4 protein-coding genes are annotated in these 6632 nt (G+C 56.2%); 1 reads left to right on the plus strand and 3 read right to left on the minus strand.

All coding sequences use genetic code 11. From position 1 onward, the window contains the following. The first annotated feature begins 7 nt into the window (after positions 1 to 7). The gene (locus H7B90_RS10920; RefSeq protein ID WP_185135896.1) at positions 8 to 922 is read left to right on the plus strand and encodes an NmrA/HSCARG family protein; all 915 of its coding nucleotides are present in this window, start codon (positions 8 to 10) and stop codon (positions 920 to 922) included. A 126-nt stretch (positions 923 to 1048) separates the two neighbouring features. Here H7B90_RS10920 and H7B90_RS10925 read toward each other — a convergent pair whose 3' ends face one another. From H7B90_RS10925 to H7B90_RS10935, 3 genes are read right to left on the minus strand one after another with little or no spacing between them, the layout of a single operon-like run. Continuing rightward, the gene (locus H7B90_RS10925) at positions 1049 to 4159 is read right to left on the minus strand and encodes an efflux RND transporter permease subunit (protein ID WP_185135897.1); all 3111 of its coding nucleotides are present in this window, start codon (positions 4157 to 4159) and stop codon (positions 1049 to 1051) included. 54 nt (positions 4160 to 4213) lie between these two features. Continuing rightward, complete coding sequence (locus tag H7B90_RS10930) at positions 4214 to 5563, minus strand: sensor histidine kinase (protein ID WP_185135898.1); 1350 nt, start codon at positions 5561 to 5563, stop codon at positions 4214 to 4216. Then, on the minus strand, positions 5490 to 6263 hold the full coding sequence (locus H7B90_RS10935) for a response regulator transcription factor (protein WP_185135899.1): 774 nt from the start codon (positions 6261 to 6263) through the stop codon (positions 5490 to 5492). Before H7B90_RS10935 ends, H7B90_RS10930 begins: the two co-directional genes overlap by 74 nt. Positions 6264 to 6632 lie beyond the last annotated feature (369 nt).

A 6632-nucleotide genomic window follows, 5' to 3' on the forward strand; every position in this document is an offset into this window, starting at 1 on the left:
GTCGAATATGGAACTTGATCAAGCAGGAACGATATTGGTTTTAGGCGGAACAGGTACGCAGGGCGGCAACGTAGCCCGCGAGCTGTTGGAGCACGGTCATCGCGTGCGGATCCTGACCCGAAACCCGGAGTCGGCGGCTGCCAAAGCGATGGCTGCCAAAGGTGCGGAGCTGATCCGGGGAGACTTGGCCGATCCGGCATCGTTGGAACCGGCCATGCAGAATGTATCGGCGATATTCTCGGTGCAGTACGCCGACCCCTACGATCAGACGGTTGAACCGCGGAATGCCGCAAACATGGTGCTAGCTGCAAAGAAGGCCGGAATCGAACAAGTCGTGCACACCTCGGTCGCCGGAAGCAATTTGTTTCCGCGGTGGGACAAATACAAATACCTGGTCCAGACTTGGGATAATAAATATGAAGTCGAAGAGCGCATCCGCAATGGCGGTTTCCGGCATTGGACGATTTTGCACCCGTGCTGGTTTATGGAGAACTTTGTGGAGCCTCTTTCGGCCATCATGGCGCCGGAATTGAAAAACGGAGTATTGTTGGGCACGATGCAAGGGAACACCCCCTTAAAGCTGAATTCCGGGGAGGATACGGCCAAATTCGCCCGCGCGGCTTTTGAGAATCCGCAGCAGTTCCACGCCAAGGATATTAATGTCGCAAGCGACGAGCTGTCCATGACGGAGATTGCCGAGACGCTGAGTCGCGTTCTGGATAAGAAAGTGGTATTCGAGACCGTCGGCAGCGAGGAAGCCCGGAAGCGGGGCATGCTGGAGGGAACGGTTTATTTTATGGAATGGCTGGAGGAAGTCCCCGGCTATGGTTTCGATCTTGAGGATACAAGGCAGCATGGCGTTGCCCTTACATCATTTGCAGAGTGGGTGGAGGAAAACAAACATAGGTTTGTAATTAACTAAAGGGTATTTGAGGATTGGCTTTAAAACAGTGTGACTGGAAGTCAAAGATGCAAAATCTATGAAGCCGCTTGATGAAAGGACGGTACACTTCGCAACCGAAGTGTACCGCCATTATTAAGAGATTGACTACGCCGCTATGAATTCTTCCTCCGCCTCCGCCTTCCGCTTCTTCCAAGCCAGCTCGTAGATAACCGGCACCACGATAAGCGTCAGGAGCGTCGAGGAGAACAAGCCGCCGATAACCGTGATCGCAAGTCCGCCGGAGATCAGACTCGTGCTCGAGCCGGATAACGCCAGAGGCAAGAGCGCCAGCATCGTCGCGAAGGCGGTCATCAGAATCGGACGAAGACGGGTCTTGGACGCTTCTACGATCGCTTCGGTCACCGTCAGTCCCGACTTGCGGTTCTTCTCGACCCGGTCGAGCAGCACGACCGCGTTCGTGACGACGATGCCGACGAGCATCAGCATGCCGATCATGCCGCTCATGGACAGCGCTTCTCCTGCGATCAGCAACGCTCCGAGCGAGCCGATCGGAATGAAGATGAGCGAGCTCAAGATAATGAGCGGCGTCCGCAGCCCTCCGAACGTCATGCTCATGACGAGGAAGACAAGTCCGACGGCAGACGCCATCGCGATGCCGATGCTGGAGAAGCCTTCGGATATCATCTGCTGCCCGCCGCCGATGGATACTTCGACGCCGCTCGGCAGCGACAAGCTCTTGATGTCTGCTTCTACCTGCTTCGTGACCGAGGATACCGAATCGGCATTCTTGACCGTGCCGCTGACCTGCGCATACAGTTTACCGTCGTCGTGATTGATCTTGACCCAAGCGTTGCGCTCGGCGAGATCCGCGACGTCCCCCAGCTTCTTCACGCCGTTCGAGGTCGGCACCTGGATGTTCTCCAATTCCTCCCGGGAGGCGATCGGTTGCAGATAAGACAGAGTAACCTCTTGTTCCTTTTTGTCGATCGAATACTTGCCCGCATCCACCGGACGCAATTGCTCGCCTACGAGCTGCATGACGAGATAAGGACTCACGTTGGCATCGATGCCTTGCTGATTAAGCGTAAGCACCCACTTCGGCGTGACGTCGTTCATATTGTTCGCGACGTTCTTCAGATCGGGGCTTTGCTTCATCAGATCTTCGACTTGCTTGGCCGCTTGGGCCAGCTTGTCTCCGTCCTCGGCATAGATGCTCACGTCGATGCCGTCGCCGGAAGGCGGCCCTTGCTGCTGGCTCTCCTTGACGTCAATCGTCGTGCCCTCGACTTCCGCCGTTACGATAGCCGGCAAATCCGCGTTTAGCTTATTTATCGTCTGGTCGAGGTCCGTGCCTTCGCCGAATTGAACCGTTGCCGTCGCTTTGTTCTTGCCTCCGGAGGATCTTAGAGGGTTATCCCCGGAGCCGCCGATCGTAATCTCATAGTTATCCACGCCGGGCAAGCTCTTGAGATACTGTTCGACCTTGCCGCCGACTTGATTCGTCTGGTCGATGCCGCTCTTCGACGGCAGCGTAATCTCGATGGATGCCGCCGGCGCCGATCCCGCGGGAAGGAACGCGAACCCGAGCAGCGGAATGAGACTTAGCGAACCTGCCAGCAGCAGAACGGCCGCCCCGATAACCATCCCTTTGCGCCTTAACGCTCCGCGAACGATCTTCTCGAATCCGTCCGTCAGCTTGCCGCCTTGCTTGTGCGGCTTGACGTTCTTGAAGAACCGGCTGCCGAGCACCGGAATGAGCATCATGGACACGAGCAGCGATGCGAGGATGGAGACGACGACGGCGATCGAGAACGGCCGGAAAAATTGGCCGATAATTCCGCTTACGAAGGCGAGCGGCGCGAATACGACAACCGTCGCGATCGTGGACGAAGCGACCGCCCCGATGACTTCCTTCGTGGCCTTGTAGGCCAGCTCCTTCCCTTTGACGTCGCTGCCCTTCTCTTGCCGCCAACGGTAGATATTCTCGATGACGACGATGCTGTCGTCGACAATCCGCCCGATCGAGACGGCAATTCCTCCGAGCGTCATAATATTGAGCGTATAGCCCATTTGATCGAGCAAGGCGATGGTCGCGAAGATCGAGATCGGCAGGGAGACGATCGAGATGAGCGTCGCCCTTACGTTCCGCAAGAACAGGAAGATGATAAGGACGCAGAACAGAACGCCGAACAGGCCTTCGCGTACGAGCCCCGCCACGGACTCTTTGATCTCTTCCCCTTGGTCCGTCACGACATGAAGGCTGATCTCGCCTTGTTCCTCATACGAAGCGAGCGTCGCTTTGACTTCGTCGGACACGTCCGCCGTGTTCGCCTCCTGGCTCTTGACCACTTCCAGGAGGTAGCTCGGCTCGCCGTTATAACGGGTACTCTCGTCCTGTTCCGAGACCGTCTTGATCTCGGCGATGTCCTTCAGCAACGTGATGTTGGCCCCGGCCGTTCCCGTTGCTTCGCCGGCTGGCTGCCGGGACGCGCCGGAAGGTCCGGCTCCCTGCGGCGCAGCCGCCCCTAGCTTAAGCTCCTCGATCTGCCGCAAGGAATCGACCTTGCCGCTCAGCGTAATCGGAATCGTCGTCTCGTCCCGGGCGACGTTGCCGAGGGGCAGGGCGTAGTCGAGCGATTGCAGAGCGCTTTGGATCGCGCTTAAGGTGATCCCCCTCTGGGCGGCTTTCTCCTTGTCCACGACGATATTCAGCTTATCGGAACTTGTCCCTTTGAGCTTGACGGAATTGACCCCGTCCAGCTTCTTCAGCTTCGGAACGACCTCGTCCTCCAGCTTGGACGCGAGCGCTTGCGAATCCAGCTTATCCGAGAAGATCGCCGCTTGATAGATCGGCTGGCTATTCGCGGACAACCGCTGAACCGTCACGTTAGCCTTGTCGGGCAAATTCGCTTTGGCGATCGCCGATTCGACTTCGCTATACCGTTTGTCCATGTCCGTTCCGAAGGGGAACTGGATGAAGATGCTGGCGGCATTCTCGGAAGAAGTGCTGGTGAGCGAGTCGTAGCCCTTGATGCTTTTCAACGCATCCTCCACAGATTTGGTTACGCCGCTCTCGATCTCCTCGGACGAGGCGCCCGGCTGCACCGCCTGGACGAATACGGCCGGGAACTCCAGATCCGGGAACGTTTGCTGCTTGATTTGCGTAGCCGAGTACAGACCGTACCCCAATACGAGAACGCAAAGAATGACGACTGCGATGCCGTTTTTCAAGCTTAATTTAGTCAATCCGCTCAATTTGAACCTCTCCTCTCTCCTATCTGAGCTGAATTATAGGAGCGGAGTTTGTACTCACTGTGTACGGGAACGATCTTGCGGCAAAATAACTTTGACTGTCGTCCCCGCGCCTTCCTGGCTCGTGATCCGAATGTCGCCTTCGTGCAAATCGACGATCCGCTTCACGATGGATAGACCGATGCCGTTGCCGGGAACGGAGCGGTCTCTGGCCTTGTCTACCTTGTAGAAGGGTTTGAAAATATGTTGGAGCTCCTCTTCGGGGATCCCCCTTCCGTTATCCGCGATCGAGACCTCGACGCACCCATGACGAACTTCGGCGGATACTCGAATTCGGCCCTGCTCTCCCGTGAATTTAATGGCGTTGCCGAGCAAATTCGTCCACAGCTGATTCAGCTTGTCGGGATCCGCCACAATCGAGACGTCCTCCATATCGAACTCGACGTCCAGCTGTTTGGAGGACCATTGCGGCTCCAGCACGCTCATCACGTTCCGCAGCTGTTTGTCCAGCCGATACTTGCGGAAGTCCATGGATGGATGATCGATCTCGAGCGAAGAGAGCTGCAGAAGATCCGTCGTCATTCGCGACAGCCGGTTGCTCTCCTCCTCGATAATCGTCAGCAGACGCATCCGGCCGGCTTCGTCCAGCTTCTTCTGCTTGAGCGCTTGCGTGAATCCCTTGATGGACTGCAGCGGCGTCTGGATCTCGTGCGAGACGTCGGACACGAATTGCCGCCGGATCTGCTCGAGGGTCCCGAGCTCGTGCGCCATTTGATTAAAGCTTCTCGTTAGCTGACCGATCTCGTCCTTGCTTTTGGAATGCAAGCGGGTGCTGAAGTCTCCCCTCGCCATCCGGCGGGTCGCCTTGGTCAGACGCTTCAGCGGCCGGACGATGAAGATCGCCGAGACCATGATGAATACGCTGCCGAAGAAGAGGACGATCAGAATTTCGGTGCGAAAAAGCACTCCAATCGCGAATGCGATCTTATCCACGTGAGGAGCGAGAAACAAAGCATAGGGCCGCCCCTCGATGGAGAAAGGGAGCCCAACCGCCATATGGCGGAATCCTTTCCCTGGTTTGCCGCGGTAGATGCCGCCGTCCAACACCGAACGAAGCACGGCGTCGTCGACCTGCAGCTCTTCATCGACCTGACTCTCCGTCTCGTGCAGCGGCTTGCCCTCCGGGCCGAACAACCGAATAGAGTAGGCCGGAAGAGCCCGCATTCCTTGGATCAGGGCGTCCAAATTATCGGGGTACGATTGCCGGTACGATTGAATAATCGTTTTGCCGCCCGAGATCATGCTGTCTTCGACGATTGCCGTCAGCTGGTCGTTAAATAGTCGGATCGTAATGGCAAAGCCGATGATCGTGCTGACGAGGACCGCTCCGATGAAGGTCAGGATCAACCGGATGTACAGCGACTAAATCACGATAAACCTCAAGCCGGTAACCCAGGCCGCGCAGCGTCGCGATCCGGAAGTCCTGTTCGTAATCGGCGAACCGCTCCCGAAGACGTTTAATATGAGTGTCGACCGTTCGTTCGTCGCCCTCGTAATCGTAGCCCCAGATCTGCTCGATCAGCGCGTCGCGCGTATACAGCTTGCCCGGCTGGCTCGCCAGCGCGAAGAGCAGCTCGAATTCCTTAAGCGGGATCGATTCGCTTATGCCCGAATCCCGGTAACGGATCTGATAGCTTGTCTTGTCCAAAGTGACGCTCCCGAGCTTAATGGTCTGCGAGATCGAGATGCGATACCGCTTGAGCAATGCCTTCACGCGCAGGACCAACTCCATAGGCTCGAAGGGATTGACCAAATAATCGTCGGTGCCAAGCTGGAGCCCTCGAATCCGATCCATCGGCTCGCCTTTGGCCGTAATCATCAGCAGAGGCTTGTCGCCGGCTTCTCGCAGGCGGCGGCAGAGCTCCCATCCGTCCATCCTCGGCATCATAACGTCCAGGATGACAAGATCGACCGGATGGTTCCGGTAATATTGCCAGGCCTCCTCCCCGTTCGTCCGCTCCACGACCTCCAGCCCTTCGTCCTCCAGATAGAAGCGAACCAATTCGCGAATGCGCGCTTCGTCGTCAACCACCATTATCGTCGTCAACCGAATGTCCTCCTCGTTCAAGGTGCCTGCTGCTATGGTTAACATTGTAACGCATGAACTTGTACGGGTTGTGAATTCCTTCGCTTAGCGAAATGACGAGAAGGATTGACATCGAAGGTGAGGGGTTAAATGGAGGCTACTCCTGTTCTTGGTTATGAAACTCCCAATCAAGGATCCGATCCATCAATTTAGATGGACTGTTTAAAAAGTCTTTCCAAGTGACATCGGGTATCGGTGAAAAGTATGCATGTTCGATATCGTAAGTCCCGAGCTTCTTCCAAGATGGTACCCAAACTAAGAGACCAAGCGAACTATAAGAGTCTACTTCAAAAAGAAGGTTGAACATTTTAACTCAACTTTCGCAGCATG

It is taken from the genome of Cohnella xylanilytica (genome assembly GCF_014212175.1).
GTDB classification, from domain to species: Bacteria; Bacillota; Bacilli; order Paenibacillales; family Paenibacillaceae; genus Cohnella; species Cohnella xylanilytica.